Annotated in this window: 18 protein-coding genes and 2 tRNA genes; 15 read left to right on the forward strand and 5 right to left on the reverse strand. The window is 51.1% G+C overall.

Translation table 11 applies throughout. The features are described from left to right. The first annotated feature begins 166 nt into the window (after positions 1 to 166). From ACXAFR_RS06830 to ACXAFR_RS06875, 10 genes are all read left to right on the forward strand, one after another. The gene (locus ACXAFR_RS06830; RefSeq protein WP_475174299.1) at positions 167 to 1,936 is read left to right on the forward strand and encodes a tetratricopeptide repeat protein; all 1,770 of its coding nucleotides are present in this window, start codon (positions 167 to 169) and stop codon (positions 1,934 to 1,936) included. Positions 1,937 to 1,991: 55 nt separating this feature from the next. Further along, positions 1,992 to 2,681 (forward strand): lipoprotein insertase outer membrane protein LolB, encoded by a 690-nt coding sequence (gene lolB, locus ACXAFR_RS06835; protein ID WP_475174302.1) that lies wholly within the window; start codon positions 1,992 to 1,994, stop codon positions 2,679 to 2,681. Continuing rightward, positions 2,654 to 3,505, forward strand: coding sequence for a 4-(cytidine 5'-diphospho)-2-C-methyl-D-erythritol kinase (ispE, locus tag ACXAFR_RS06840; RefSeq protein WP_475174306.1), 852 nt, complete (start codon positions 2,654 to 2,656; stop codon positions 3,503 to 3,505). The genes lolB and ispE overlap by 28 nt, the downstream gene beginning before the upstream one ends. Before the next feature lie 11 nt (positions 3,506 to 3,516). Beyond that, a tRNA-Gln gene (locus ACXAFR_RS06845) sits at positions 3,517 to 3,591 on the forward strand. A gap of 353 nt (positions 3,592 to 3,944) precedes the next feature. Beyond that, on the forward strand, positions 3,945 to 4,898 hold the full coding sequence (locus tag ACXAFR_RS06850; protein WP_475174312.1) for a ribose-phosphate pyrophosphokinase: 954 nt from the start codon (positions 3,945 to 3,947) through the stop codon (positions 4,896 to 4,898). Between the two features lie 156 nt (positions 4,899 to 5,054). Further along, positions 5,055 to 5,693, forward strand: a complete 639-nt coding sequence (locus ACXAFR_RS06855; RefSeq protein ID WP_475174315.1) for a 50S ribosomal protein L25/general stress protein Ctc — start codon at positions 5,055 to 5,057, stop codon at positions 5,691 to 5,693. Between the two features lie 94 nt (positions 5,694 to 5,787). After that, positions 5,788 to 6,372: an aminoacyl-tRNA hydrolase gene (gene pth, locus ACXAFR_RS06860; protein ID WP_475174317.1), complete on the forward strand. Its 585-nt coding sequence runs from the start codon at positions 5,788 to 5,790 to the stop codon at positions 6,370 to 6,372. A gap of 96 nt (positions 6,373 to 6,468) precedes the next feature. Then, positions 6,469 to 7,206 (forward strand): glutathione peroxidase, encoded by a 738-nt coding sequence (locus tag ACXAFR_RS06865; RefSeq protein ID WP_475174323.1) that lies wholly within the window; start codon positions 6,469 to 6,471, stop codon positions 7,204 to 7,206. A 149-nt stretch (positions 7,207 to 7,355) separates the two neighbouring features. After that, positions 7,356 to 8,447, forward strand: coding sequence for a redox-regulated ATPase YchF (ychF, locus tag ACXAFR_RS06870; RefSeq protein ID WP_475174325.1), 1,092 nt, complete (start codon positions 7,356 to 7,358; stop codon positions 8,445 to 8,447). Between the two features lie 61 nt (positions 8,448 to 8,508). Further along, positions 8,509 to 8,585, forward strand: a tRNA-Met gene (locus ACXAFR_RS06875). Between the two features lie 178 nt (positions 8,586 to 8,763). On the opposite strand, the gene ACXAFR_RS06880 is transcribed toward ACXAFR_RS06875, so the two are convergent. The 4 genes from ACXAFR_RS06880 to cobO all read right to left on the reverse strand — a co-directional run bounded on the left by ACXAFR_RS06880 (position 8,764) and on the right by cobO (position 18,211). Beyond that, positions 8,764 to 11,871 carry a chemotaxis protein CheB gene (locus ACXAFR_RS06880; protein WP_475174328.1) on the reverse strand — a complete coding sequence of 1,036 codons (3,108 nt, stop codon included), beginning with the start codon at positions 11,869 to 11,871 and terminating at the stop codon, positions 8,764 to 8,766. A 40-nt stretch (positions 11,872 to 11,911) separates the two neighbouring features. Next, on the reverse strand, positions 11,912 to 14,632 hold the full coding sequence (locus tag ACXAFR_RS06885; protein WP_475174330.1) for a putative bifunctional diguanylate cyclase/phosphodiesterase: 2,721 nt from the start codon (positions 14,630 to 14,632) through the stop codon (positions 11,912 to 11,914). A gap of 199 nt (positions 14,633 to 14,831) precedes the next feature. Further along, positions 14,832 to 17,474: a sensor histidine kinase gene (locus ACXAFR_RS06890; RefSeq protein WP_475174333.1), complete on the reverse strand. Its 2,643-nt coding sequence runs from the start codon at positions 17,472 to 17,474 to the stop codon at positions 14,832 to 14,834. Between the two features lie 125 nt (positions 17,475 to 17,599). Beyond that, a complete protein-coding gene (gene cobO, locus ACXAFR_RS06895; protein WP_475174335.1) occupies positions 17,600 to 18,211 on the reverse strand; it encodes a cob(I)yrinic acid a,c-diamide adenosyltransferase in 612 nt (203 codons plus the stop codon). Positions 18,212 to 18,587: 376 nt separating this feature from the next. Between cobO and ACXAFR_RS06900 the strand changes: the two genes are divergently transcribed. From ACXAFR_RS06900 to ACXAFR_RS06910, 3 genes are all read left to right on the forward strand, one after another. Beyond that, positions 18,588 to 19,196: a lipid-binding SYLF domain-containing protein gene (locus ACXAFR_RS06900; RefSeq protein WP_475174337.1), complete on the forward strand. Its 609-nt coding sequence runs from the start codon at positions 18,588 to 18,590 to the stop codon at positions 19,194 to 19,196. A gap of 172 nt (positions 19,197 to 19,368) precedes the next feature. Beyond that, on the forward strand, positions 19,369 to 20,457 hold the full coding sequence (locus ACXAFR_RS06905) for an imelysin family protein (protein WP_475174340.1): 1,089 nt from the start codon (positions 19,369 to 19,371) through the stop codon (positions 20,455 to 20,457). 24 nt (positions 20,458 to 20,481) lie between these two features. Then, the gene (locus tag ACXAFR_RS06910; protein WP_475174343.1) at positions 20,482 to 21,465 is read left to right on the forward strand and encodes an alpha/beta fold hydrolase; all 984 of its coding nucleotides are present in this window, start codon (positions 20,482 to 20,484) and stop codon (positions 21,463 to 21,465) included. Positions 21,466 to 21,468: 3 nt separating this feature from the next. Here the strand turns inward: ACXAFR_RS06910 and ACXAFR_RS06915 are convergent, their stop codons facing one another. Further along, positions 21,469 to 22,140, reverse strand: coding sequence for a TetR/AcrR family transcriptional regulator (locus ACXAFR_RS06915; RefSeq protein ID WP_475174347.1), 672 nt, complete (start codon positions 22,138 to 22,140; stop codon positions 21,469 to 21,471). Positions 22,141 to 22,172: 32 nt separating this feature from the next. On the opposite strand from ACXAFR_RS06915, the gene ACXAFR_RS06920 reads away from it, so the two are divergent. Together ACXAFR_RS06920 and ACXAFR_RS06925 are read left to right on the forward strand one after the other, a co-directional pair. Further along, positions 22,173 to 23,756 carry a sodium:solute symporter family transporter gene (locus ACXAFR_RS06920; protein ID WP_475174349.1) on the forward strand — a complete coding sequence of 528 codons (1,584 nt, stop codon included), beginning with the start codon at positions 22,173 to 22,175 and terminating at the stop codon, positions 23,754 to 23,756. A gap of 170 nt (positions 23,757 to 23,926) precedes the next feature. Then, on the forward strand, positions 23,927 to 26,167 hold the full coding sequence (locus ACXAFR_RS06925; RefSeq protein WP_475174353.1) for a TonB-dependent receptor: 2,241 nt from the start codon (positions 23,927 to 23,929) through the stop codon (positions 26,165 to 26,167). Positions 26,168 to 26,223: the final 56 nt, after the last annotated feature.

Consider the following 26,223-nt stretch of genomic DNA (forward strand, 5'->3'; position numbering starts at 1 on the left):
CCCTGAAATTGTGTACGGAATTGACTATTTCCGGACGTGTTAAATGTCCTTTGGTCTAAGGAATCGCGTTGAGTTTTCCTCTCCAACCCTATTCTCCCGTCAACCTTTTAAGAAAATTCGGGTCTGAGAGCCTGGTATCGAGGCCTGAATACGAATGAACCTATACATGATTAATGACGGAAAAACGAACAATCGCCCTCTACCACTCGCGCTGCTTTGTGCAGCCCTGGTATTGAATGGCTGTAGCTCGCTCCCTAAAACGACCGAAGAGGAAGCTGCAGCACCTCTACCAAGCGAAACCACGGAGGAAGCCAAAGCACCGCCGGCTGAAATTCCCGAACCTCCAGCAACCCCATTCAAGGCTGAAACACTCTACGCCCTGCTGGTCGCTGAATTCGCAGGCAGTCGCGAGCAGTACGACATCGCCCTTGGCAACTATATCCAACAAGCCTACAAGACACGGGATCCTGGTGTTGTCGCCCGCGCGACCCGAATCGCACGTTTTCTGAACGCTCGTAAAGCCGCACTTTCCACCGCCATGCTGTGGATTGAAATCGAGCCGGAAAACCCCGAAGCGCGGTTTATCGCCGCATCCGAACTGACCTATAACGATCGGCTGCTCGAAGCGACGCAGCAGTCAAATCATCTGCTTGAGCTCAACAGCTCCCCCATTTATCGCAGTATTGCCGCCAGGGCACTGAGAGCAACGGATACACAGCGGGAAACTCTGATCGCGGAATTTGAAAAACAAGTTCCCGCACACCCAGATGATGCAGAGTTGATTGTCGGTCTCGCCATGCTGTACCAGCAACAAGAAGATTACGATAAAGCGCTCAGCCTGGTTCGCACCATCCTCGAAAAGGATCCTCAGGAAATCCCAGCAGCGGTCATGGAGGCTCGACTTCTGGATGACCAGGGCAAGCCTGATGAAGCAATACAAAAGCTCTCCTCTCTCCTGAGTGAACACCCCGACGACCAATCTCTGCGGCTTCAGTATGCGCGACTGCTCGCAGGTATCGATCTGGAAAAAGCCCAGCAGCAGTTCGAACAGCTGGTGGAAGAATCTCCGGGCGACGGCGATCTGCTGTTTTCTCTGGCGTTGATCAGCAACGAACGCGGACAGCACGATGAGGCGAAGCAATATTTTACGGAACTGCTGAAATTTGATCAGCACCGCTCATCCGCGCATTTTTATCTCGGCCGCCTCGCAGAGCAAGAAGAGGACTGGCAAACCGCACTGGAAAATTATGTCCGAGTTGAACCCGGCCCGGATTACCTACCTGCCCTGCTGCAAACGACGCAAATTCTTGTCAAAGCTGGCGAACTGGAAACCGCACACGAACGTCTGGACGCAGCGCGAGTCGCCTACCCCGCTAAGGAAGAGCGCTTTTTCCTATTAGAGGCGGAAGTACTCAGCGCGCACGAACATTATGAAAATGCGGTTTCTGTCTTGGAACAAGCCATTGCTAAGTTCCCCGAGAGCACACAGCTCTTATACAGCCGCGCTATGATCAGCGAGCAACTCGGCAACAACGCTCAGCTGGAAGCCGACCTGCGCCAAATCATCAAATTTGATCCCAACAATGCGACAGCGCTCAACGCTCTTGGCTACACCTTGGCCGATCGCACCACTCGTTATGAAGAAGCGCTCGATCTGATTTCCCGCGCGCTCAGTATTAAACCTGACGATCCTGCGATTATCGACAGCATGGGGTGGGTACAATACCGTCTCGGTAATTACGAAGAGTCGTTATTGAGACTGCGCGAAGCAATGAAGGCTTTTCCCGACCATGAAATTGCCGCCCACTTGGGCGAAGTTCTTTGGGTCAGTGGAAACCAGCAAGAAGCCGAATCCGTATGGAAAAGAGGTTTAGAGCTCAATCCCAATAGCGCCATCATCAAAGAAACTCGCTCTCGGCTGGGAGCTGACAACTGAGAAGCCCTAGGGCTCTCAGTTTACGCAACGACGATTCCTCGAAATACCGAACTCCATGATATCCACCATTAGTCAGCAAGCAGCCATTTCATTGCAAGGCGTGGCCAGTTCAGCAGCCCGCACTTGGTTCCCAAGGGCTGGACGACTTTGGCTTCTTATATCCGTACTGTTCCTGAGCGCCTGTACGTCTCTGGGGCAAAAGCAACCTCCGGAAAATACCGAAATAGATCCAGACATCCATCGCCAACAGATTGCGGCTATCGACACCTGGGAATTTAACGGCAAACTCGGCTTCCGTACGCCAGCGGATTCCGGTAGCGCTTATCTGAACTGGCGCCAATCCGGCGAGAACTACACCATTCGCCTGCAAGGTCCATTTGGACAAGGCAACCTCTCCATCAGCGGCGATGACTCTAAGGCAACCTTGACGACTCCCGGTCAAGAGCCCTACACGGCCGCAAGTGCTGAAGATCTCTTGTACGAAACTCTCGGCTGGTCACTCCCAGTATCGCAATTGCGCTACTGGATTCGCGGCATCGCTGCCCCTGACAGTGACCAGGAAAACTATCAATATGACGACCGAGGACTATTGGAAAGCATAAGCCAGAACAGCTGGGACATTACCTATAGCAGCTACCAGAGTACAGATCTCACCTACCTCCCCGAAAAACTCAAGGCTTCCAACCAGGACGCCACACTGACAGTGATTATCAAACAATGGCAATTTCCAACGTTGAGCAACTAACCCTCCCAGCTCCGGCCAAACTCAACCTGTTTTTACACATCACCGGTCGTAGGGATGATGGCTACCACAACCTCCAGACGCTGTTTCAAATCCTGGATTTCGGTGATGAATTAACCTTTACACGACGTGCCGACAAGCAAATAAAGATAACGCCGGAAATTTCCGGCGTCGCGCTAGAAGACAATCTGATCTACAAAGCCGCACGTCTCCTGCAGAGCGAAACCGGCTCGGCACTGGGTGTCGATATCCACCTTTTAAAGAAGCTTCCTATGGGCGGAGGCATCGGCGGCGGCAGTAGCGACGCAGCAACGACTCTGCTGGCACTCAATTCTCTCTGGGACTGTCAGCAGTCGATACACCAATTGGCTGAACTTGGGCGCCAACTTGGCGCAGATGTGCCGGTCTTTGTGAACGGCGTAAGTGCTTGGGCGGAAGGCATCGGCGAACAGCTTCAACCGATTGAATTGCCTGAAAAATACTACGTTGTCCTAACACCAGACTGTGAAGTTTCCACAGCCAAAATCTTTGGTCATAAAGATTTGACAAGAGACACTCCGAACATTACAGTAGCGGCCTTTCTCGAGCAGGGTGGTCGAAACGACTGTCAGCCGCTGGTTTGTAGTCTTTATCCACAGGTCGCCGATCTGCTAAATTGGTTAAATCAGCATGGCGAAGCAAAGATGACCGGCACCGGAGCTTCCGTGTTTGCCGCCTTTGATTCCCAGCAAAAAGCTCGTGAAGTTCTGGCAGAAATGCCCGAGTCTGTTAGCGGTTTTGTCGCTCGAGGTGTCAACGTTTCACCCGCTCACAAACAGCTTTTTTGAGACTCTGACACTGGGGTGTAGCCAAGCGGTAAGGCAGCGGGTTTTGATCCCGTCATGCGAAGGTTCGAATCCTTCCACCCCAGCCATTTTCCAGTGAACACACAACGGTCAGAATTCTCAATCCTCAGCGATCTGGGAACACACGCTTTAACTGCACATGATGAACCGCGTTCACGAACTCGCCTATCACGTTCTGATTGATTCAATCGATAATCGATTAAACGTCACCCCCATCCTCCTTTTAGTAAAAGCTGCAGCAGCGAATTTTGCCGACGGTGTCGACCTTGTCACAAAGCCGACTGACACGTCCAATCTGCAGTCAAAACCAGCTCAAAGCCGACTGGTATGCACTAAGATATATACACGTTTTGCTCCGCTCAGCAGCTCGAAGCAGAACTTCGCCAACACGATTAACTTGTCTTCACTATAGGAAACTCGCATGGCTGATTTGATGGTTTTTACCGGCAATGCCAACCCGGACCTGGGCCACTTGATTACGGATCGACTGGGAATACCCATGGGCGATGCCACAGTCAGCAAGTTCTCCGATGGCGAAATATTCATTGAACTGAACGAAAATGTTCGCGGCAGAGATGTCTTTGTCGTGCAATCAACCTGCGCCCCAACCAATGACAACCTTATGGAACTCATTGTAATGGTAGATGCATTACGTCGCGCATCTGCCGGCCGCATTACCGCGGTGGTCCCCTACTTTGGCTACGCCCGCCAAGATCGCCGCGTTCGCTCTGCTCGGGTACCCATTACCTGCAAAGTCGTCGCCGATATGATGGTTAGCGTGGGTATCGACCGAGTACTGACGGTTGACTTGCACGCCGAACAAATCCAGGGGTTCTTCGATGTACCTGTCGACAACGTCTATGGCTCCCCGGTTCTTCTCGACGACATTCAAAAGCAGAATTACGAAAACTTGATTGTTGTATCCCCCGACATCGGCGGTGTTGTTCGGGCAAGAGCACTCGCCAAGCAATTGGACATTGAGCTGGCCATCATCGACAAGCGCCGCCCGAAAGCGAATGTTGCAGAAGTCATGAACCTCATTGGGGATGTCAAAGACCGCACCTGTCTTCTTGTCGACGATATGGTCGACACCGCCGGCACCCTCTGTGGCGCAGCAAAAGCCCTGAAAGAATTTGGCGCGAAATCTGTTATTGCCTACTGTACCCATGCCGTCCTGTCAGGCAAAGCCATTGAAAACGTCAGTAATTCCGTGCTGGACGAACTTGTTGTCACCGATTCCATCCCATTGAGTGACAGCGCCAAAAATTGTGGTAGAATCCGCCAGCTCACGCTGTCCAACATGCTTGCAGAAGCTGTACGGCGCTTGAGTAACGAGGAATCCCTGAGCGCCATGTTCCGCTGGAACGGCAAATAATCAGGGCTGGCGAGACAGACTTCACCGCCAGACCTCTCATTAAGTGATTTTTTCGCTGAAGCCTGCAAAGCCTCGTGCCTGCAGGCTTCAGCTTTTTAACCCTGTCGCGTTTCTGGTCGCGGAACATGACAGCCTTTAACCAACGAGGAACTCAACATGGCAGAAGATTTTGTACTGAATGCCGAGCTCCGGAACGATGCAGGGAAAGGTGCGAGCCGCCGCCTGCGCCGCCTGCAAGGTGCCGTTCCGGGTATCATTTACGGAGGCGACAAAGAGCCGCTGAACATCCAGGTGCAGCAAAAAGACCTGGTGAAGCAGCTCGAGAACGAAGCCTTCTACTCTCACGTTATTACCATCAACATCGGTAGTGACAGTGAAAGCGTCCTGCTGAAAGATCTGCAACGTCACCCTTCCAAGGCGATACTGTTGCACGCTGATTTTTTCCGCGTATCCAAGACTCAGCAAGTTACCGTTAAAGTGCCACTGCACTTTATCAACGAAGAGAGCTGCGTTGGCGTCAAAATGGGTGGCGGAAAAGTCTCCCACATTATGACGGAATTGGAAATCAGCTGTATGGCCAAGGACTTACCCGAGTACATCGAGGTAGATCTGGCTAACGTTGAAATCGACCAGATCATTCATATTTCCGATCTAAAATTGCCTTCTGGCGTAACCTCAACAGAGCTGGCTCTGGGTGACGACCACGATGGCGCCGTTGTTTCTGTTCACAAGCCGAAAGGCGCAGCAGAAGACGAAGACGGCGAAGAAGCGGCAGGAGAGGATTCCGCGGAGTAATCACCCCGCGTACTTATCCCCTGTCGAAACGGCCGCAGCTTATGCTACGGCCGTTTTTTTTGGTCTCCAGAATCTATAAGGTCTGTTAACACGAATGGATACGCCAATACAATTGATTGTCGGCCTGGGAAACCCCGGTCAAGAATACGAGCAGACTCGGCACAATGCCGGCTTTGATTTTGTTGAATCTGTAGCTAACCAATTCAACGGGAATCTTGCCCTCGACAAAAAATTCTTTGGACTCTATGGCAAAGCCCTGATCGGCACAAAATCAATTCACCTGCTAAACCCTCAAACCTTTATGAATCGCAGCGGTAAAGCGGTTGCCGCCGTCGCTCAATTTTATAAGATTCCACCAGAAGCCATTTTGGTCGTTCACGACGAACTGGATCTGCCACCTGGAGTTGCAAAACTGAAACTTGGCGGTGGTCACGGTGGTCACAACGGCTTACGCGACACCATTCAATGCCTTGGAAACAATCGCAACTTCGCCCGTTTGCGACTGGGCATCGGTCATCCAGGTGATGCCAAACAAGTTACTGGATATGTTCTGAAAAAAGCGCCCAAAGCCGAATTTGAAGATATCGAAGACGCCATTCAGAGAGGGATTAATATTCTTCCCGAGCTGACCAAAGGCGCCTGGAATGACGCGATGAAACGTCTCCACACCGTCGATTGATTTTTTCGAATCTCGCGATCAAAGCAATCCAGTGTATTTACATCGGCTTCTGAGATAACCTGCAGTTCAATCAAACAGGTTACAGGAGAAACCACCATGCTGGAGAGCCGCGAAGGCCAGAAAGTCCCGAACGTCGTGTTCAAAACCCGCGTCAATAATGCCTGGGTGGATGTCACAAGCGACGAACTCTTTGCCAACAAAAAAGTGATCGTTTTTGCTCTTCCTGGCGCCTTCACGCCTACCTGCTCCTCTACGCACCTGCCGCGTTACAACGAACTGGCAGAGGTATTCAAGAAAGAAGGCGTCGATGACATCATCTGCTTATCGGTCAATGATGCATTTGTAATGGATGCCTGGAAAGAAGATCAAGGCGCTAAAAACATTCATTTTCTTCCCGACGGCAACGGTGACTTTACTCGGGGAATGGGCATGCTGGTGGAAAAAACCGATCTTGGTTTTGGTCCACGCTCCTGGCGTTATTCGATGCTCGTGGTAAACGGCACCGTCGAAAAGCAATTTATCGAGCCAGACGTGCCAGGCGACCCTTTCAAAGTTTCCGACGCCGACACCATGCTTAACTACATGAATGCGCAGGCGGTTCTGCCCAAACGCATTTCAATTTTGACGAAGCCCGGTTGCCCCCACTGCGCTCGCGCAAAAGACCTCCTGAAAGATAAGCATCTCTCTTACGAGGAAATTGTGCTTGGCACCCGAGGTATCACCTACAGCAGCCTGGCTGCGATCAGTGGTAAAGGGACAACTCCGCAAGTGTTCGTTGACGGCGCCTGCATTGGCGGCGCAGACGATCTGGAAGCCTGGTGCAAAGGGCTTTAAGCCACACCTAACCTCAAACCACCCACCTGCAAAGGTGGGTGTACTAACATCGGCGGGTCTCACAAAGGCACAGCGTCGATTCTGTAGTACAATGCCGCTCTCGTCGACCTTGTCGACCTCCAGTCACCAGAATCAGAGCAGTTATCGTCATGGGCTTCAATTGCGGCATTGTTGGGCTTCCCAACGTTGGCAAATCCACCCTTTTCAATGCACTAACCAAAGCGGGAATTGGCGCGGAAAACTTTCCATTTTGTACCATCGAGCCCAATTCTGGCATTGTCCCCGTTCCAGACCCCCGTCAGGATCAGCTTGTCACCATCGTTAAGCCCGAGCGAGTCGTGCCCACCACGATCGAATTTGTCGACATCGCCGGCTTAGTCGCAGGAGCCTCAAAGGGAGAGGGCTTGGGAAACCAGTTTCTCGCCAATATTCGTGAGACGGATGCCATTGCTCATGTCGTAAGGTGCTTTAACGACGACAACATCATTCACGTTGAAGGCCAAGTCGACCCCCGCGCCGATATTGAAGTCATCAATACCGAGCTCGCGCTGGCAGACCTGGAAACCTGCGAAAAAGCTCTCTTGCGTTACACCAAAGCGGCGAAAGGCCAAGACAAAGTCGCTCAGGTGATGAAAACTCTATTAGAGAAAATTCTTCCACACCTGAATGAAGCCCGCCCTTTGCGCAGCTTCGGCCTCAGTGATGACGAGCTGGCTCAGTTAGCGCCACTCACATTGCTGACAGTCAAGCCAACGATGTACATTGCCAATGTTGACGAGGACGGCTTTACCGATAATCCTCTACTCGATGCGGTTAAGGCCATCGCCGATGATGAAAATGCCAGCCTGGTGGTTATCTGCAACAAACTGGAAGCAGAAATTGCCGAGCTTGAAGACGAAGAAAAAGTCGAATTCTTACAGGAACTCGGCATGGACGAACCCGGACTGAATCGCGTCATTCGCGCCGGCTACGAGCTCCTAGGCCTCCACACCTACTTTACCGCCGGAGTCAAAGAAGTTCGCGCCTGGACTATTCCAGTGGGGGCAACAGCTCCGCAAGCGGCTGGGAAAATCCATACTGACTTTGAGAAAGGCTTTATTCGTGCAGAAGTCATCAGCTTTGATGATTTCGTTGCCTGCAATGGCGAACAGGGCGCTAAAGAAGCCGGCAAATGGCGCCTGGAAGGTAAAGACTACATCGTTAAAGATGGCGACGTCGTTCACTTCCGCTTTAACGTTTAAGCACGAAATCGCCCTTGACAGCACCGGAGCAAGTGAGCAGAATAGCGACCCTCGAAAAGATGGCTAGGTAGCTCAGCCGGTTAGAGCACAGCACTCATAATGCTGGGGTCGGCGGTTCAAGTCCGCCCCTAGCTACCATCTCTCTTCATCCCAGCTTAGAAATGTCTGATTCCAAGCTGGGATGAAAACTTCAGATCAAACATCAGCACCTCTATCGAAACCTTCTGATCTCCGAAATTTTCTCTACTTCCAAGTCTCAAGCTGTGTCTCGTATGGGGAAAGAGAGCCTACTCAGGCCCTCTAGCGGCAACAACCTTTAACCATCCAAAGTGACTGGCGCATTGGCCAGATAGACTTCGGTTTCTTTGTGGCGCAAGGTATACCGAATACTGCGATGCAACAGTTGCGGCGTCATATCGCGCTTATCAATGATATCGTAGATACCTAAGGCAATCGCCTCGTCAAACATATCTTCGCGAATCACTCCAGAGAGCAATATAAACGCGGGCAGACGACTGGCCCCTTCAAGCCCTCGAATTACCTCAAAGCCGTCTTTCGGACCAAGTGCAAAATCCATCAGACACACGTCAAAGCTCTCTTTCGTAAGAACAGAGGCGGCTTCGTCAGCATCTTTAACGGTGACGATGTCGTATACCGTTCCGTACATGGGGCGAGTTTTTAACGCTCGGGTAATCGCCAGCACATCGACTTCGTCATCATCAACCAGAAGTAATTTAATGTTTTTGGCTCGACTCCAAAACGCCGTATTGACCGTCTCTCTTAACTGATTGTAAGAATCCATCAGCTTGGTTTCCAAGCGTCGAATCTCCGTGATATCGGTGATCGTCATCACCGCACCGTCACTGGTATCACGCTCGTCAAAATAAGGACTGATGCTGACCAGCACAATTTCATCGCTGGTGGTTGAGATCTCTTTTTCGATGGTCTTATTATTGCTGATGACCTGAGACAGGTCGTTCAGCAAATTGTCATACACCAAATTGTGGGATATGTGATGAAAAGGCCTGCCGATATCGGTCGGTAAGAAATTGATGGTTTTGGTCGCCGCTGGTGAGAACTTGCGAATCAACATGGTACTGTCGACAAACACCAAGCCGGATTCCGTGGACTTGAGAATATTGTCCAGATCCATGTTGAGCCGGGTCAATTCATCAATTTTTAATTGGTACTCGCTATTAACCGTGTACAGCTCTTCGTTTACCGATTGCAGCTCTTCGTTGGTACTTTGCAGTTCTTCATTTGCAGCCAAAAGCTCTTCGTTGGACGACTGAAGTTCCTCGTTTGTCGTTTCCAGCTCTTCAATTGTGACCTGCAAGTGTTCCTGGTTTTTCTGTAATTCAGACTCGAGATCTTGAATGCGTTGGTGGACCTGATCACCCGCATCGTAGATCACCGCCTGCCGATCTTCCGATGACGTCTCAACCGCTTTCCCGCTATCAAAGATAATCACCATCTCGGGAGAAATAGATCCTTTCGGGCCCGCGTAACAGACACGCAAATCGACAGAGTGACGATTGCCGTCTTCTCCCGTAAATTGTACGTTTTGGTAGACGACGTCTTCTTCTTTCTTGTTGGCACTGCTAACCGCAGTTGAAACCGCCAGGTTCAGTTCCGGTACAAGATAATCTGAAATCGACTGCGAAAAACGCCCTGCTTTCAGCTTTTGGGTGTAAACCGAAACATCACCAAAGACATGTTGCACCTCGAGACTGCCTGAAATAATGATTGCTGGAGGCGCATAATCATTAATCAAACGCTCGTAAAGTTTATTTACCTGAGCTGGACGCTGGGATCGATGGTATTTGGAAATCAATTGATCGGCGGATATCCGACTTTTCGTGGGCATAGCTTTCACGCCTGTATTAGCGTCAACGTTGGGCACATCGTAAGCAAGACCAGTGAGCTCTGGGCGCTCATGCAATAGGCGTGTGCTGATAAATTTTTTGTAGATTCGATGGGTTTTATCGATAATTTCAAAATGAGACTGTAAGTCTCCCAACGCTTCCGACGACCCCATAAACAAAAAGCCATTTTTCTGTAACGAAAAATGCAGCATGGACAGTATCCGCTGCTGAGCGGCCTTCTGAAAATAGATCAGAACGTTACGACACAGTGTCAAATGCGTGTTGGAAAATGGGGGGTCAATCAGTAGATTATGTGTAGCAAAGACCACCATCTTACGCAAATACGGCGTAACCGTTATGTCTTTATCGGTCTGCTGAAAATAGTTGTTCAACCTTTCAGGAGACAAGTCGGCGCGACTGTTTAAGTTAAATCGCCCTGCGCTTGCCTCAGCGATTGCATCACCGTCAACATCGGTGGCAAAAATTTTGACCTCACGACTCTGACCGATGCGCCGCATACACTCATCGATGAGTATCGCGATAGAGTAGGCTTCTTCACCACTGGAGCAACCGGCAACCCAAACCCGAATGGGTTCATTTTCAGGCGCTTGCCGTAAGATCTCGGGAACGACTTTGTTTTCCAGAATTTTCCAGGCGCCTTCGTCCCGAAAAAAACGAGTCACACCGATCAGAAGGTCTTTCGCGAGGATGGTCAGTTCAGCGCTATCTTGCTGCAAGAGCGAATGATAATCCTGCACCCGGTTTAAACCACGGACACCGATTCGTCGCTGAATTCGTCGAACGACCGTGGTACTTTTATAACTGCTGAAATCGATGTCTACCTCATCTCGCAGCAGTTTAAAAATCTCCATCAACGAGTAGTCGATCTCTGTGACCTCTGTGAGAGAGCCTGCCACTTCCGAGACGATGGGATGATTAATGTAGCGCAGTATTCGCCCCGGGATATACGAGTGTTCTTCGATGAAATCCACCAGTCCGGTATTGACCGCACTTAATGGCATACCATTAAATTTGGCAGTATCCGGGTTTTCCGCAACCACCAAGCCTTCATGCTCTTTGATCGCTTTGATACCACGAGAGCCATCCGTTCCTGTTCCCGAGAGAATCACACCGATGGCTTTCGCGCCCTGGTCTTCAGCCAGCGAAATAAAGAAGATATCAATTGGAAAACTGAAGCCCTGCTCTCTACGCTGCTCCTCGAGACGCAGGTGACCGTCAACCACCGTCATATTGACCTTAGGCGGTATCACATAGATGTTGTTTGCCAACATTAGCATATCTTGTGTTGCGGCCGTCACGGGCATAACCGTGTGGCGGCTGATCAACTCGGCCATCACAGACTTAAAATCTGGCGACAGATGCTGAATAACAATAATGGCGACATCACTGTCAGGAGGAATTCGTGAAACAAACTCTTGTATGGATTCGAGCCCGCCCGCTGAAGCACCTACCGCAATATAGAATTTTGGCAGTTTGTTGGCAGTGTCAGGATTCTCTTGGGAGTCATCCGTGTCTTGAGTATTATCAGGTTGGTCCATAGCGTTTCCAGGCCGAGTTTGCAGCAGCCGCTAAGATACCTCATAACGTAATTTGTTGCAGTCCCTGATAGCCTTCCAGAAAATTTTTAAGATCAGCCAGGGGCAGAGGCCGATTAAGACAATAGCCCTGAAAACTGGTGCATTGCCAGTCTTTTAGTAGGGTTAAACACTCAGGTGATTCTACCCCCTCTGCCACGGATGATAGCTTGAGTGAACGCGCCAGTGCCAGAACTGCCTGAGCGATGGACTGATCCTCTGAATCCGTTGCCAAATCACGAATAAAACTGCGATCGATTTTAATCTCATCAATGGGAAAACGTTTGATATACGTTAGAGATGAAAACCCAGTGCCAAAATCATCCAGAGAAATCCGAACGTTCATGCCCTTAATGGCATCTAAGACCTTGTGGATGGCTGGAGAATCCTCTAACAAAGAGGATTCGGTAATTTCGACGATTAAACTTTCACCGGACGTGCCTGTCTCAGCAAGACACTTCTTCAAATTTTCAACGATAAAATTATCTCGCAATACGCGCGGCGAAAAATTTAATGACACAGTACAATCCGGTGAGATTTTGCCCTGCTGCCGAAGCGCCGCCAAATCTCTGAGCGCCTGCCCCATTACCCAGCGAGTGACGGAAACAATGATTCCGGTTTCTTCCAGCAACTCAATAAAGACATCCGGCTGCAGAAGTCCCCGCTCGGGATGTTGCCAGCGGAGCAACGCTTCTATTCCGGTAATTGCTCCCGACTGAACATCCGACTGAGCTTGATAGTGGAGGCGGAACTCCCCATGAATCAAAGCCTTGTGAAGGCTGTTTCCCAACTCCAATCGGTCGCGAGACTCCTCCTCTAAATCCGGGGAATAATACTGGTAATTGTTGCGACCACTGTTCTTAGCCCGATACATGGCGATATCTGCTTGTTTGATCAGGCTCTGGGCGTCGACTCTGCTGCCACGGGTGGCAAATGCAATACCAATACTGGTACTGATAAAAACTTCCTGACTTTGAAGTATTGTCGGGCGCCTTAGCGTCTCGAGGATTTTGTTGGCAATATCCGCCACAACAGATGCGTCGCCAAGGTCCTCAATCAAAATGAGAAATTCATCGCCGCCAACCCGAGCAACCGTGTCTTCTTTTCGAACACAATTGAGAAGGCGATGGGAAATCTCAATCAGGAGCTTGTCACCGATATCATGACCGAGAGTATCGTTAACGTTCTTAAAACCATCCAGATCAAGACATAACAGCGCCAGGGAGCTGTGCCGCTCTACCCGCTCGAGTGCGTGTTCCAAGCGATCCGCCAGTCGCAGACGGTTTGCCAAACCGGTTAAAGCATCGCTCTCTGCAATTTCCCGCAAGCGGGTTTCGGTCATATGCCAATAGGTTCGATCGGTAAGCGTGGCGATAAAACCAGAGGCGCCGCCGTTGCGCTCGAACATCGGCCGGGCTAAAAACTCTGCCCATACCAGATCACCTTTGGAGTTGGCAAAGTGACACAGGTGGGAAAAGGTTTCGCCGTTCTGCAACGTATCATGCATATCGCGTATAACCTCTTCAGCATTTTCCCCGAAGAGAATGGACATCCAGCCCAACCCCAGCATATCCTGACCGGGCAAATCACAGATATCGCACCAACTGCCATTAAAATATACCGCTTCCCAACCGTCGTTGGCATGCATAATGCCAATGGGCGCCAAATCGGAGACGGCTTTAAAGCGTTGCGCATACTCTTCCATTTCAGCGCGAATTTGACCCACCTCAGTAATGTCATTCACGAACAGCAGATAAAAGCGCTCTTGCTGAATAGAGATAGACACTGTTGAGATGTTCAGGTTAATCACGGCACCGCTGGCAAAATTGCGGCCTTGCGTTTGCAATTTATTTGTAGGACCCGACTGCATTAATGCCGTAACAAAAAGTTGGGTGCGATGCTCGTTGGTAAATCGCTCTGGCACCAGCTCGCCGACCCCAAGGCCTCGCGCACGGCGAGCTTCAATGCCAAAAATTTTCTCCGCCTCCGAATTAATCCGTACAATATTGAGTTTGTCATCGAGACGAACAATACCTATCGGGCAGTCCTTTTCCAGGGCTGCCAATACGTCCTGCCAGTCGTTTTCAACTCTCTCAGAGGCAATCCCCTCACGTGTCAAAGGCTTGTTGCCGTTGATCAGGCGCAACATACAGACGGCAACTGAAAACAAAGGATTAAGTTGTCGAGCGAGTCCGATATAAAAAGGATTGGGTGCATTTGCCAGTAAAATAACGGCATGCACTCGGTTGGCGTCTAACAATGGAATGGCAATAAGGTGCTTGATTAAGGGCAGACGAGGAAACGCACGATTGATTTCAACTCGGTCATCAACCGAGGGCAATTTGGGTATACGAGTCCGAAAGACTTCTTCCACCACGTCAAAAAAGACCGGCCCCTGCTCATCAACCCAGCCGTTATCACCCGTTTCGGGATAATGAACTGCGCTGATCAGAAACCGAGATCGATCAACGGTTTCGTCCCGCTCTAACACCAAACCAAATTGGGAATCCGTAAAACCGGCAGAACACGCTAAAACGCGCTGATAGATCTCTGCGGCCTGATGCACCTCAAAAAGATTCGCCCGCAGCTGGTCAACCGCTTCTCTCAGCAGGGCGTTCTTTCGTCTATCCGGCGGCAATCCTGGAAATAACGGCGATTCACCGTCGCCCTCTGGCTCGGCATCACGCACCCTATCAGTGTCATTAAAGTGCTTATTTTGAGTCATCGAACAACCGACCGGCCAGATCACATAGAAATACTGCAACTCTCGAAAAGTCTAGCAGAATACGAAATGGCTACTGCGAAATCGCCGCATTTGTCCTTAAAATTTTGCGTTTCTTTCACATCTCAACAAAACCTTTCATTATTCTGGCGGCAATTTCGTTAAAACGGCGCCTTGAGCATCATTCTCAACAACTGGGCGCTTAATTCTCGGTGAGAGGCGAGTCTTGCTGCCCCTCGATCGCCATCGCTAATTCGTTCTCCAACGGCCAATCAAAGGTAAAACGACTGCCATGCTCGCCATCGGAGGCGACAGCAATGCTGCAGCCATAAAAGTCGAGTAGCTTGCGAATGATTGCGAGGCCCATGCCGCTCCCCTCGACCACGTCCCGCGGTTTGAGGGTTTGAAACAGTCCAAAAATTCGTTGTTGATATTGCTCCGGAATGCCCGGACCATTGTCCGAGACCACGAACTGAAGTCGCGATCCGATGGTTTGGACACTGACATTCACAACCAGATCATCGTGATCACCTCGATGCTTAATCGCATTGCTCAACAAATTACGGAGAATCATCTCCAGAGGCACACCGAGTGTCCGCAGCTCTTTAACCGCTAAATTTATCGTTAACTGAGCGGATGGTGGCGGCGACAAAATGGCAAACAAGCCCTGAATCCAGCTTTCGAGCTCCAGGCGTTCAAAATCCCCATGCTTACGGCCAGCACGTGAATATTCCAATAAATCGTCCAACAACGCCTCGAGACGATGGGTTCGACCTTCCAACAAGTCAAAATTCTTGCGGCTGTCTTCGTCCAAATGCTCTTCCAAGTCCTCCCGGATCCAGCCGGCCAGTTGCGCGATACCCCGGAGGGGCGCTTTTAAATCATGAGAGGCCACATAGGCGAAGCTGTTTAGATCCTCATTACTACGCTCGAGCTCACGATTGTAGCGTTGCAACTGCAACTCATACTGTCGCCGCTCGCTGATGTCTTTGATCAACGCAGAGAAATAGTGTTTCCCGTCAATTTCCATGTCGGCAATGGAGAGGTCAATAGGGAATACCATGCCATCTTTACGCATGGCGTCGACCTCCCTCGAGCTCCCTACAATGACGGGATCCCCGCCGCCGAGATAACGCTGCAAATACGAGTGATGATCTGGACGCATTGATGGCGGCATCAATGTTTCAACGCTTTTGCCCAAGACTTCATCCGCACAATAGCCAAACATTGATTCAGCAGCACGGTTAAACCCCAAAATCATTAACTCTTGATCGGCCAGAACCACACCGTCCGCCATCGTCTGCAACGTCGACTCTAGGCGCTGTTTACTTCGAGCCAACTGAGCCTCAGCCTCTTTGCGATGGGTAATTTCTTCTCTGAGCTGATGATTTCTTTCACGATTTTGCCAATACAGCAACACCAGGATGACCAGGACGCTTCCGAACCCCAATCCCCCTACTAATATGCCGCGCGGAATATTACTTTGCCGCATAGTCAGCAATTTTTCCGTCGGGAAGCTTTCGATGTGCCAGAGGTAATCGTAGAGTTCCAGCTCCTCCGCCACACCAAATTTCATCGCCATCGGTGCCGTTGGCTTGTTTTTCATAGTGACATCAAGGTCGCGACCACGAATATCAATCTGTACCGTAAAATTTTCTGCATCCTGAAATTGATTGGTCACGCGTTCCAGCAGACTTCTGAAATCAATTCGAGAGACAAACACCCCTTTTAGATGATCGCCATCAACGGCCGGTGCGAGGATATCCAACAGCAAATCCTGCTCCGCACCATCTGCCTCAAAGAAAATATCTCTCGTGCCGTCACTTCCCAATGCGTCAACTTGCCACCAAAGCGGAGCCAGGCGCCAGTGTTCTCGGGCCATACTCTGATTAAACACCTGCCAACGTTCACGGGTCATCGGCAAATAATGTTCTTTTGCCGCAATGTATGGAGCCGCCTCGATATGCCCTTTTGCGTCAAACTCCCAGACCTGCCGATTGAGCCCCTGTTGCTGTGCCCACCGCTCCGCCTTGTTTTTCAGAACATCTCGTTGCTCGTTTACAGCACGCACGATGGCGCTACTCAACGCCGAAGAATGTTGTGAGACAGCCTGATGAATGGACCGATTTTGCCAAGCGGTCATCGCCCCCCAAAAAGCCAGGGTTAACACCACCCAAGGTAGCAGGACACTGGCGATGTACCAGTTTCTAAGCGCGCTGCCTTCTTTGGGCATCTTCCGATAAGTCAACGTCAGCAGAGATAAACCCAGCAGCGTAAAACACGTCGCTGTGTGCACAGCCATACGGTTAAAATTACCCCAGCCATAGGCTGTACCTAAATCCAGCAGATAGCCGAGCAACGCAACCCCGGCGATACCTGTCAAAAATGAAGCAGACAGAAGCATCCAGATACTGGCGCGGGTGTGATGGGAGCCCGCGATAAGGAGACACAAGCCCCCGACAAAAAACGATAGCGACGTGTTGGGAGCCATCCGACCGGGATGTTCACGCAGCGAGGCCAACACAAAGTCTTGAAAAAACAGGCGATCCACACCGAGGTCAACATCGGCAGCGTATTCGAGCAGTGTGGCGCCGCTAATCATCAGCGACACAACAATGGGAATTAATGCCAGTTTATTGCGATTATTCGCAATAAGAAAAACCGCTGCTGTCAGCAGAAGAAAATTGCCGGCGGTCGTATCCTGCATTGGCGCGGAGCCGGGAAACACCGTAATGATGTAAGGGTTTTTAACCAACCACCCCCACAGAACCAATATCGCCACAAAGACGATTGGTATACAAAACAACTGACTGACCCACACCGAACGCTGACGTGGTAACTGCATGCCCGACTCTCTAAATACCATCCCTGGAACAGGAAGAAAGTGTTAACGAAATTGAAATTATTAAAGACAGCATGACCGGTTATCTCAGATTTGCCACTGAGTAATACCGATCTTCTATGCAAAGCTTAGTAATCAACACCTTGACGCGCTTTGATACCCGACTTAAACGCGTGTTTTATCTCTTTAACCTCAGATACGGTGTCCATCACCTCCTGCAGCGCCGAGCCACCGCCGCGCCCGGTGACGACAATACTCTGTTCGACAGGCCGCTGCTCTAGCGCCTCAATCACCATAGATTCATCGAGGTATTTGTACGCCAACATATACGTCAATTCATCTAATACAACCAGATTCAAGTCACTGTTCTTCAGCATCGCGGCAGCATGCTGCCAAGTTTTTTCCGCTGCTGCGATATCGCCGCTTCTGTCTTGAGTGTTCCAGGTAAAACCCGTACCCATTTGGTAAAACTCCACCTGTGGGCAATGGTCACGCAAGTAGATCTCTTCACCGGATAGCTGTTGGCCTTTAATAAACTGCACTACGCCTACCTTGTGGCCATACCCAAGGGCTCTCATGACCATACCAAAGGCTGAACTTGACTTACCTTTGCCATTGCCCGTCAGCAATAGCGCAACGCCTCGCTCGGTCGATGCTTCAGCAATTCTCGCGTCCACCTTGGATTTTTGCTTTTCCATTGCTCGTTTGTGTTTTTGAGCTTTCTTATCAGTTTCTTCCATTTCTAGGCACAACCTTGCGGTACAATTGGAGTCTGGTGAAGTGGTTTCGACAGGAAAACAACGCAATGACCTAACAGCCAGCTGTATACGTCTTAGTTTTCCTGCTGGACCAATTTTATAAGTGTCTGACAGAGGTGACATGGCGATTACCCTGCGCACTCTGTCAGGGCAATACAGTAAAACGAGTGATTTTTGCACTCTAGAGGCGAGCTATACTTATGTCAATCCAGGCGACGCGGACTGACGCAAGTCGGGAACTTTCACAGCCATTTCACGTCTCCAAACATCAGAGAATGCGGGACTTCAGAGTACGTCAGCTTACTGTCTGCAATGATTTTAGTTTTAGGCCATGGGAACAACTGACAAAAATCCGATCATGAAGAAAACACTTTCTGCTCTCAGTAGTAGAGGCAGTGCAGTACTGATAGTCATGGCTGCGCTGCTGCTCTGCAGTAATGCGGCGCCAGCTGCTGCGGAAGATATGTCGTTTGAAGAGCTGGATGATATGCGCCGGGGGGCATTGGAAGAGCTATACCTCGAAGTTCCCTATGCCCGTAAATCTCTCGAAACCGCCGTCGCCTATGGCGTTTTTACCAATGTTGGCGTCAACTTGGCCTTTCTATCGGCCAACGGTGGCCAGGGAATCATTCACAATATCTCCAACGGTCGAGAGCGCCAGATGAACATGCTGGCCGCCGGTGTCGGACTGGGCCTCGGCTTCAAGCACTATCGCACCATTCTCATCTTCCACAATGATCAGGCGTTCCGTCGCTTTATCGAAGGCACCTGGGATATCTCCGGACAGGCAGACATTGCCGCCAAGGTATCCGATTTTGGCGAGGCACGCAGCAGCGCAGTCTCTGCCAGAGATGGCATTAGTATCTATCAGTTCACGGACAGCGGCCTCAGCCTACAGACTTCCTTCCAGGGATCTCGCTACTGGCAGGCTGGCGGCCTTTCACGGCTGATCGACATCTTGGAGTGACCTCTGCCGAAGGTTCGACAATAACGCTCATGTGCTGGGAACTTGTCTTGTTCTCAGTCACCTGAGAGGATATCGCTTTGCTGCGAATGGTCGGGATCGTCGCCACCTTCCCCAAAAAGCTCTAGTACCACCGCCGTAACCATAAAACCTGTGTTTTTGAAGTAGAGAGTAGTTGTCGTTGAAAACCATTCCCCGTCTACACCGCATCAGCTTCTGGCTGTTGTTATCCGTTTTTCTAACAGCCTGCCACTCTGGCCCGTCGCCCGAGACCAAATTACTCACGAGCGTGGCGAACGAAATCATCCTTCCGGATTTGCAACAGTTCGCTACGGCTGCAGAAGGATTGTCGATGGAAGCCGACAACTTTTGCCGTGCTGCTGATGGCGAATCCATGGGACAGATCCGCAAACAATGGCAGGCCACCATGCAAGCCTGGGAAGCCGTGTCCATTGTCCAATTTGGTCCAGTCACCCAGGGTGAAACTGCACAAAAGCTCCAGTTCTGGCCAGATGTTAACGATCAGCTGGCTGGCCAGCTGGCCACCTTGCTTACCAGTTCCGTCGCGTTAACACCAGCACGACTCAAACAGGCGGGGCCACCGGTACAGGGGCTTTCGGCAGTGGAATATCTGTTATTTGATCCTCAGGGCGGTCGCCTAGAAAACTATCAGGCGCAGGCCAACAACGCGGGCAGACAGTGTCAACTGCTGCAAACCATTGCCGCACAAATCCGCCTCAATGCGGGCAATTTATTTCGAGCCTGGTCAGCCAGTGGCGGCAATTATGCCGTAGCCTTTGCCAACGCCAATCCCGATCACACTGGCTTCAAACACCGCTCAGACGGAGTTCAAGCCCTCTACGAGAGCCTGCAGTGGGCTGTCAACACAAGTTTGACCCAACAACTCGAGGCACCGCTGGGGAAATCACAGGCCAACCCTTACCTGGCTGAAGCCTGGCGCAGCCGCTCATCGACCACGCTGCTAAAAGCCAGGTTGCAAGCTGCCCAGCGACTTTACACAGGACACGGCAAATATGGTGTCGTCGACTATCTTAAAGAAGATCGTAAACAGCGAAAGCTTGCCGACAACATCTCCGAACAATTTGAACAAGTCTTACTCTTGGCTGAAACAGCTCCAGAGCTTTTCAGTGGCGTCGGCCAGCCGTCCCAACGCGCAAACCTTGAACAATTGCGCACGGCCCTACAAGATTTGGCGAAAACCATAGATGGGGATTTGCAGCAAGCGATCACGCAACGCCGTTAGGCTCCCATTTGTGCAGGTTTAACCATGGCATACCGACCTAGACTCACCCGCGATTTAGAAAATCGTTTTCCTCCGGTCGGCCATTTTATGTCCCTGCAAGGCAGCCGCATCCACTATCTGGACGAAGGTCCACACGATGCTCCTGCCCTGGTGATGATTCACGGCGCCAGCGGAAACCTGCAGGATTTTCAGCAGAGCCTGATGCCGGCGCTTCGCGATCGCTACCGAGTGATAGCGATAGATCGCCACGGCCACGGCTACAGTGATCGTCTACCCGGCCCGTGGGCCGGGCCGGATCGTCAGGCAACACTTATCTTGCAGCTCCTGCAATCACTGAACATCTCTGAAGCAACCATTCTCGGGCACTCCTGGGCCGGCTCTGTGGTATTAGCCTTCGCCCTGGCTTACCCACAACACACTCGAGCGGCCATTCTGTTGGCCGCGGCCAGTCAACCGTGGACGACAGGTGTATCCTGGTACAACGCCCTAGCAGGCATTCCTTTTTTGGGCAAAGCCTTCGCCGCCGCATTGGTTGGACCTGTTGGCAAGCGACTGTTACCCGATGCTGTAAGAGAGGTTTTTGCCCCCGAAGCTGTACCTGACAATTACACAGAGAGAACCGCTGCGCCCTTGGCTTTGCGGCCGAAGTGCTTTCTAAATAATGCCGAAGACATGCGCGAGCTCAGCCCCTTTTTGGAACAGCAGCGCCACGCCTATTCGAACATCAAAACGCCGGTATTAATGCTCACCGGACTCGCCGATCACCTGGTGCCTAATTGGAATCATGCTGATCGTCTGGAACGGCAGATACCCCACAGCCAACGCGTTAACTTTCCTGGCGCAGGACACGCTTTTCACCATACCCGAACCACAGAGGTCGCCATGGAGATTGATAAATTTCTTGCACCGCTACCTTATAACCGCAGCGCGGTGCTGCAATCTGAGTATCGGGACGAATCCACGACAGAGGAAACAGCCCCAGCGAGCTTGGCGCTGCCGTCCTCCTGACCGTTAACCGCAAACCTCTCGAAAACCTGCCGCGACAAAAGGCACCATCAATTCATAGGCGGCATCGAAATCCGTCGAATGGCAGAGGCCCCCGGAGAGGCGATCAATCCTCCCGGTCTGCGCCAAGGTCAAGGCCATCGCACCGGAGGTGTAGTGGTAACACCAGTGCAAACGGGTTTCATCGGCATTTGGCAGCACCTGCTTTAACGCATCGATGAACTCACCAACCCGCTTGTCATAGACCTTCGCCATCATTTCGCGATTCCAAACTGGCGATGCCATGACGTAGGCAACCAACGCTAGATAATTCCGCCAGCCGGGATCGCCGGTTTTTTGTGCCATCTTCAAAGGCAACAAAAACGCCTCAATGATCAGATCCAGCGTTTGCTGTTTACCCTGGTTACTCAAAAGTACAGAGCGCCGGGTTTCATTCAACGTTTCTGCTCGACGATCGAATACAGCGTGAAACAGGTCCAGTTTTTTACCAAAGTGGTAGCTCGCCAGGGCAACGTCCACCTGGGCTTTGGTGGCTATTTGGCGCATCGTGACCGCATCGTATCCATGCAGGGCAAATAACTCCTCTGCCGCATCAAGAATACGGTCTTTTTTGTTGATTTCCACACCAGTCGCTTCTGAAACAGCAGCGCTTGTAGACTTAGATTTTCTTCTAGCCATGGGGTAGGTTTTCTTTTGGGTATACGGCGGCATTGCCATTTCAACAAGCGTTGAATATAGTAGATCTATTCGGTGTCGTGCAACTGCCCGACGGCAAAGCTGCGACAACTCATCATAACAACGATAAAACAGGCTGCCGCTCCATGTCTTTCTTTTCACCGGAAGTCTTCAAATATTTGCTGTGCGCGTTTTACGTGGTGCTGATCTACTGGCTATCTTGGATCGGCATGCGTCGAACCCGCGATATCAAAGGGTTTTCTATTGGCAATAAGGACATGAGCCCGGTTTTAATTGGTATTACCCTGGCGGCATCAATCGCGTCGACAGCGACGTTTGTCATCAACCCCGGCTTTGTTTATGTTCACGGCGTAGCCGCATTTTTCCACTACGGTGTCGCTGCATCACTCGGAATTTTGACGGCGTTCTTAACCCTCAGCAAAGGCTTTCTGCGACTCGGCAATCAACACAGCGCCCTCACCATTCCCGACTGGATATGGCACCGCTACAACAATCGCGCGTTAAGCCTTTTCTTTGCCATTATCAATCTACTGTCGATCACCTTCGTCGTCTTGATCCTTGTGGGCTGTGCTCTACTGATGAGCGGCCTCTTTCCGATCAGTGAAAAAGCGGCGCTAGTCGTGATATTGGTATTTGTATTTTCCTATGTACTGATGGGAGGCACCTACGCCCACGCCTACACAAACACGCTACAAGGCTTGATGATGCTGTGCATCGCTGTGCTGTTGTTTGTGCAGGGATTTCATTATTTTGGTGGCGATATCAGTGGCTCTCTACGCGGCATCGGAGACGCCTACAGTGCAGCGATCAACCCCGACAGTAAACTTTACTCCAGTGTTTTTTCTGTCTTTGTCAGCGGCTTTGTGGTGACCTTTGCACTGATGCTGCAACCGCACATACTTACGAAAATTCTCTACCTGAAAAGTGATCGAGACATCGGCCGCTTTATCGCGACGACCGTGATCGTCGGTTTCGGATTTTCACTGATTCTGGCGGTCGGATTTTATGCTCGACTCGCCGGACTGGACATTCCCCAACAAGATCTGGTCGTCAGAGATTACCTTATCCACGAATTCAGCCAATCCGCGGGCGGCCAGTATCTGCTGACGTTTATCTTTATCACGCTTTTAGCTGCAGGGATGAGCACACTGGATGGCATCCTCGTTTCTTTGTCGGCAATGGTAGTGAACGACATCGTACGCCCACTCAGCGGCCAGGATCGGCATGGGCTCCTTTGGTCGCGTATTGTATTAGTGGCGATCGGATTGATCGGTGGCATGCTCGCCTGGCAACCACCTGAGCTGATTGGTCTCTTCGCTCAAAAAGGGGTGTACGGTCTGGCTGCTGCCTCAGCCACCCCCCTTCTCTTCGGCGTGTTGCTAAAAGATTCAGTGCCCGCCTGGGTGGTTGCCGGTCCCGCCCTATTGGGTTTGTTATTACACCTTTGGTTAAACCTGGCCATGGGTGTCACCAATCCAGCGGTCTCTGCCACCTACGCCATCTTCAGTTCTCTGGGACTGGGATTGGGAAGCTTATGGTGGCATCGTCACCGGGAGAAAACCAATCTTGGACGACAAAATGTCCAAACAGAGGCTTGACTATTCAACAGCCGTTGAATAACCTGATGAAAGATTCAACAGGCGTTGAATTCAACTTTTTAGCCAACACTCTGCGAAAGAAATCGACGCCTGCCATGAATAAAAAAGACCTTAGATGTAGTAGCTCTTCGGCCCGTCCGTCCCTATAAGTCTTATAAGAAGGATTAGCTATGCAATCGCCGCTTCGTATCCACCCTTTAGCTCTGGCCACCACCTTGATTCTGCCTCCGGTTTCAGCGACCTACGCCGCCGACGCGACTCTTGAGGAGGTGGTTGTTACCGCTCAGCGCCGTGAACAGTCTCTGCAGGATATCCCTGTCGCCGTCACTGCCTTCAATACCGACGCCCTCGAAAAGAATGGTGTGGTCGATATCACCGAATTACAGAGAGTTTCACCCAACACCACACTGACCGTCAGCCGCGGCACCAACTCCACGTTAACGGCCTTTATTCGCGGCGTCGGTCAGGAAGACCCCTTATGGGGGTTTGAACCCGGTGTGGGACTCTACGTTGACGATGTTTATTTCGCCCGACCACAGGCCGGCGTACTTGACGTTTACGATGTAGAACGAATTGAGGTGCTGCGCGGACCACAGGGCACTCTCTATGGCAAAAACACCATTGGCGGTGCCGTTAAATATGTCACCAAGCGCCTCACCGGCGATTACGAACTCAGCATTAACGGGACAGTCGGCGCCTACAATCAACACGATCTGATCGTCGCCGGTCAGGCGCCAATTATCGAGGACACCCTGGCCATAGGAGCAACAGTCGCCTACCTGCAACGAGACGGCTATGGCGAATTTTTACTGAACGGGGACGAAAACTACAACAAAGACATTATGGCGGCACGAGTCAGCCTCGAGTTCACCCCCACAGACACACTGCTGGTCCGTTTTAGTGCCGACATGACCGAAGACGATTCCAACGCAAAAGGCGGTCATCGACTCACCCCCAGCCTGCTGGTACCTGACGAAGCCGCGCCCAGCGATGTCTTTGATTCCTGGGCCGATATGGATACCGACAACAGTGTCGAAAGCTCTGGGGCTTCTTTGACCGTCAGCTGGGACGTCAACGATAAGGTGACGCTAAAGTCGATCACCGCGTACCGCGAAGGTGAAACCGACACCAATATCGATTTCGATAACACCTCATTCGCCTCGTTACACGTACCCGCCTACTACAAAGACGACCAGTTCACGCAAGAATTTCAATTCAATTACGAGGCCACGGACTTTCATCTGGTCAGCGGACTCTACTATTATGAGGGCACCGCTGAAGGCGCGTTTGATGTTCTTTTAGGCGCCTTCGACAATCCCGATTTACTCGGCGACGGTTCCGGTGTTTATGGCAATTTTGATGCGGTCACCGCAGGCAACGTAGATACCACCAGTTACGCCATTTATGCTCACGCCACCTACGACTTCAACGAACGGTTATCGGCAACTCTAGGTGCCCGCTACACCGTCGATGACAAAGAAGCCGACGTCTTTAAGTCTTCGCTGTTTGTCGATGGGACATCGTCCATTCTCGGTGGAACGGATCTCTTTGTTGTCGGGGTCAATACGGATTACACCAACGACGACAGTTGGAGCGAATTTTCGCCAAGAGTCAGCGTCGACTACCGGTTTACCGATGCCATTATGAGCTACGCCTCGTACAGTCACGGCTTCAAGAGCGGCGGTTTTGATATGCGAGGCGATGCCACAGTCAATCCGGAAACGACCGAAGGCTACGATCCCGAAACCGTTGATACCTTTGAAGTCGGCGTGAAATCGGAGCTGTTTGATAACCGCTTGCGATTGAATATGGCAGCCTATTACACGGCCTACGATGATGTACAGGTTACCGTACAATCCGCCAGCTCAAGCGGAGACAACTTTGTCAGTGCGGTGATGAATGCCGGTGAAGCTGAAGTGCAGGGATTCGAATTGGAAGCCATGGCGCAACTCACTGACAACTTCAGCCTGGTCGGCACGGTCGGCTATACCGACGCCGATTTTACCGAAGTGATTACTGATACCCCCACTGGCCCACAAGATGTCTCTGATGACTGGGGCTTCACCTTTACGCCGGACTGGACCACCTTTTTGAGTTTCAATTACGAGCAATCACTCAGCGATTATGGCAGCCTGGCATGGAGCCTTTCGACGTCTCACAGAGGCGCGGTTCGCATCTTCCCACAGGTGGAATCTCTGGTGGATGAGAAGAGCTTTAATTTGTTCGACGCCAGTGTCGTCTGGTATTCCGCCGACGAACATTGGACGGTGGGCCTGCACGGCAAAAATCTCACCGATGAGGAGTATCGCGTGGGTGGCTATAATTTCTATGGCCTCGGATTGGAAAATTCCGTCATTGGGTATTACGGTAATCCACGCACGGCAATGCTAAACGTGAAGTATCAGTTCTAACTATAGAGCGGATGTAATCACCCCAATCGCCGACATCGCCTCTTCCGGTTTCGAAA

This window comes from Pseudomaricurvus sp. ABR4_320, from assembly GCF_056159445.1.

What these genes read in the sequence shown, in the direction of transcription:
- ACXAFR_RS06830 (WP_475174299.1), top strand. Translation starts at nt 167, where the DNA reads ATGATTAATGACGGAAAAACGAACAATCGCCCTCTACCACTCGCGCTG.
- lolB (WP_475174302.1), top strand. Translation starts at nt 1,992, where the DNA reads ATGATATCCACCATTAGTCAGCAAGCAGCCATTTCATTGCAAGGCGTG.
- ispE (WP_475174306.1), top strand. Translation starts at nt 2,654, where the DNA reads ATGGCAATTTCCAACGTTGAGCAACTAACCCTCCCAGCTCCGGCCAAA.
- ACXAFR_RS06850 (WP_475174312.1), top strand. Translation starts at nt 3,945, where the DNA reads ATGGCTGATTTGATGGTTTTTACCGGCAATGCCAACCCGGACCTGGGC.
- ACXAFR_RS06855 (WP_475174315.1), top strand. Translation starts at nt 5,055, where the DNA reads ATGGCAGAAGATTTTGTACTGAATGCCGAGCTCCGGAACGATGCAGGG.
- pth (WP_475174317.1), top strand. Translation starts at nt 5,788, where the DNA reads ATGGATACGCCAATACAATTGATTGTCGGCCTGGGAAACCCCGGTCAA.
- ACXAFR_RS06865 (WP_475174323.1), top strand. Translation starts at nt 6,469, where the DNA reads ATGCTGGAGAGCCGCGAAGGCCAGAAAGTCCCGAACGTCGTGTTCAAA.
- ychF (WP_475174325.1), top strand. Translation starts at nt 7,356, where the DNA reads ATGGGCTTCAATTGCGGCATTGTTGGGCTTCCCAACGTTGGCAAATCC.
- ACXAFR_RS06880 (WP_475174328.1), bottom strand. Translation starts at nt 11,871, where the DNA reads ATGGACCAACCTGATAATACTCAAGACACGGATGACTCCCAAGAGAAT.
- ACXAFR_RS06885 (WP_475174330.1), bottom strand. Translation starts at nt 14,632, where the DNA reads ATGACTCAAAATAAGCACTTTAATGACACTGATAGGGTGCGTGATGCC.
- ACXAFR_RS06890 (WP_475174333.1), bottom strand. Translation starts at nt 17,474, where the DNA reads ATGCAGTTACCACGTCAGCGTTCGGTGTGGGTCAGTCAGTTGTTTTGT.
- cobO (WP_475174335.1), bottom strand. Translation starts at nt 18,211, where the DNA reads ATGGAAGAAACTGATAAGAAAGCTCAAAAACACAAACGAGCAATGGAA.
- ACXAFR_RS06900 (WP_475174337.1), top strand. Translation starts at nt 18,588, where the DNA reads ATGAAGAAAACACTTTCTGCTCTCAGTAGTAGAGGCAGTGCAGTACTG.
- ACXAFR_RS06910 (WP_475174343.1), top strand. Translation starts at nt 20,482, where the DNA reads ATGGCATACCGACCTAGACTCACCCGCGATTTAGAAAATCGTTTTCCT.
- ACXAFR_RS06915 (WP_475174347.1), bottom strand. Translation starts at nt 22,140, where the DNA reads ATGGCTAGAAGAAAATCTAAGTCTACAAGCGCTGCTGTTTCAGAAGCG.
- ACXAFR_RS06925 (WP_475174353.1), top strand. Translation starts at nt 23,927, where the DNA reads ATGCAATCGCCGCTTCGTATCCACCCTTTAGCTCTGGCCACCACCTTG.